This is a genomic window from Geminicoccus sp. (assembly GCF_036263595.1).
Lineage (GTDB): Bacteria > Pseudomonadota > Alphaproteobacteria > Geminicoccales > Geminicoccaceae > Geminicoccus.
Map to the genome: position 1 here is coordinate 1 of NZ_DATAGQ010000043.1, position 1,683 is coordinate 1,683.

Genomic DNA, 1,683 nt, shown 5'->3' on the forward strand with positions numbered 1-1,683 from the left:
AAGTAATCTCCCGATCGTGGCCGCTTGGTCTGGGCCGGGACGCCGCCCGTGCTTGCGCAGAAATGCAGAATACGGGTTGGAGCCATACCACCCTTCCAATGTTTCAGCTTCGGTTCTGAGGATCCGGGCGTCGCGCGCTCGCGCCAACGCGTGATACCAACGGCCCTTATCTTTGACCGTTTAGGACCCATCCTCGTGAGCCGATTGACGTGATGGTTGCGGGCTGGGCGATGAGGTTGCGCCAGGCTTCGCAGGCGGCCTCGATGATGTCCTCGTAGGTGTCGAAGACGCGGTTGGAGAGCCAGTTCTGGCGCAGGTGCTGCCAGATGTTCTCGACGGGGTTCAGCTCCGGGGCGCGTGATGGCAGGAGGATCATGGTGATGTTCTTGGGGATCGCGAGGGCTCGGGTCGTGTGCCACCCGGCCCGGTCGAGCAGCAGGACGGCGTGAGCGCCTTTGGCGACGGTGCGGGCGATCTCGTCGAGGTGAAGCTGCATCGCCTCCGTGTCGGCGAAGGGCAGCGCCAGCGCTGCGCCCGTGCCGCGAGCCGGACAGATTGCGCCGAACAGATAGGCGCTCTCGTAGCGCTGGTCGGCGGGCTGGCGGGGCCGCGTTCCGCGTCTCGCCCACTGCCGCACGAGGCCGTTCTTCTGGCCGATCCGGGCCTCGTCCTGGAACCAGATCTCGATCGGCTTTCGCTTGGCGATGCCGGTCAGGTGAGCGCTCAGGGTGGCGGGGAAGTTTTTTTGAACTCCTCGATCGTGCGCTGATTTTGCGCCGGGTGACGAGGGCGGGCGCTGATGTGCGAGAAGCCGAGCCGCTTGAGGAGCTTGCCGATCGTGCGCTCATGGTAGGCAACACCGAAGCGCTCGACGATGACGCGCCGCAGGTCGATCCGCCGCCAGCGCACGACGCCGTGCACGGCCCTGTCCGGGCCGGTCTCGACGAGCTGCGCGATCTCGGCGCGCTGCTCCGCCGAGAGACGGGGCGCAGGACCCTTGGACCAGCCGTCCAAAAGACCCTCAGGGCCGTGCTCGTTGAACCGGTGCACCCAGTCGCGCAGCGTCTGCCGATCCATCCCGCCGATCCGAGCCGCCTCCGAGCGGTTCATGCCGTCGACCACGGCAGCGAGCGACAGAAGCCGACGGCTCTGGTTCGCGTTCCTGCTCGCCGCCGCCAATCGCCGGAGCTCAGCAGCCGAATAGTCCGCCCGCAGGCTCACCGCTGCCGCCATGGTGCGAATCCTCCCCGCACCATGGAATCAGCTCAACACCGATCCGGGAATCCCCCGAGAGTCACGGCCCGAGGCCGCTGGTATCACCCCTCCTGCTAGATGCTACGCTGCCGCGAGCTTTGTGGCGGCATTCGCGACAAGTCGCCCCTGAAAGCGAGCCGCTTCCAGTTCGCTGGGCGATGGCTGACGCTGGCCTTGGGGGCCAGCGATGGTTGTCGCGCCGTATGGCGATCCGCCAACGACTTCGTCGAGCGTCATTTGGCCTTGGTATGAGTAAGGTAGTCCAACGATAATCATTCCGAAGTGCAGCAGGTTAGTGATTCCAGAGAACAGGGTGGTTTCCTGCCCACCGTGCTGGGTGGCCGTTGATGCCATGACGCTGCCCACCTTGCCGGTGAGCTGGCCCTGCGCCCAGATGCTGCCAGCCTGATCCCAGAAGTTCGACATCTG

At 65.5% G+C, this 1,683-nt stretch carries 2 protein-coding genes; both read right to left on the reverse strand.

Annotated features, from left to right (window positions below):
- Positions 1-166: 166 nt before the first annotated feature.
- A protein-coding gene (locus VHL31_RS03310; RefSeq protein ID WP_329659780.1) for an IS630 family transposase occupies positions 167-1,233 on the reverse strand; the annotation gives its coding sequence in 2 pieces (ribosomal slippage) (positions 167-747 and positions 747-1,233; 1,068 coding nt in all).
- Positions 1,234-1,335: 102 nt separating this feature from the next.
- The coding region (wrbA, locus tag VHL31_RS03315; protein WP_329659781.1) for an NAD(P)H:quinone oxidoreductase at positions 1,336-1,683 on the reverse strand (348 nt) is incomplete at its 5' end.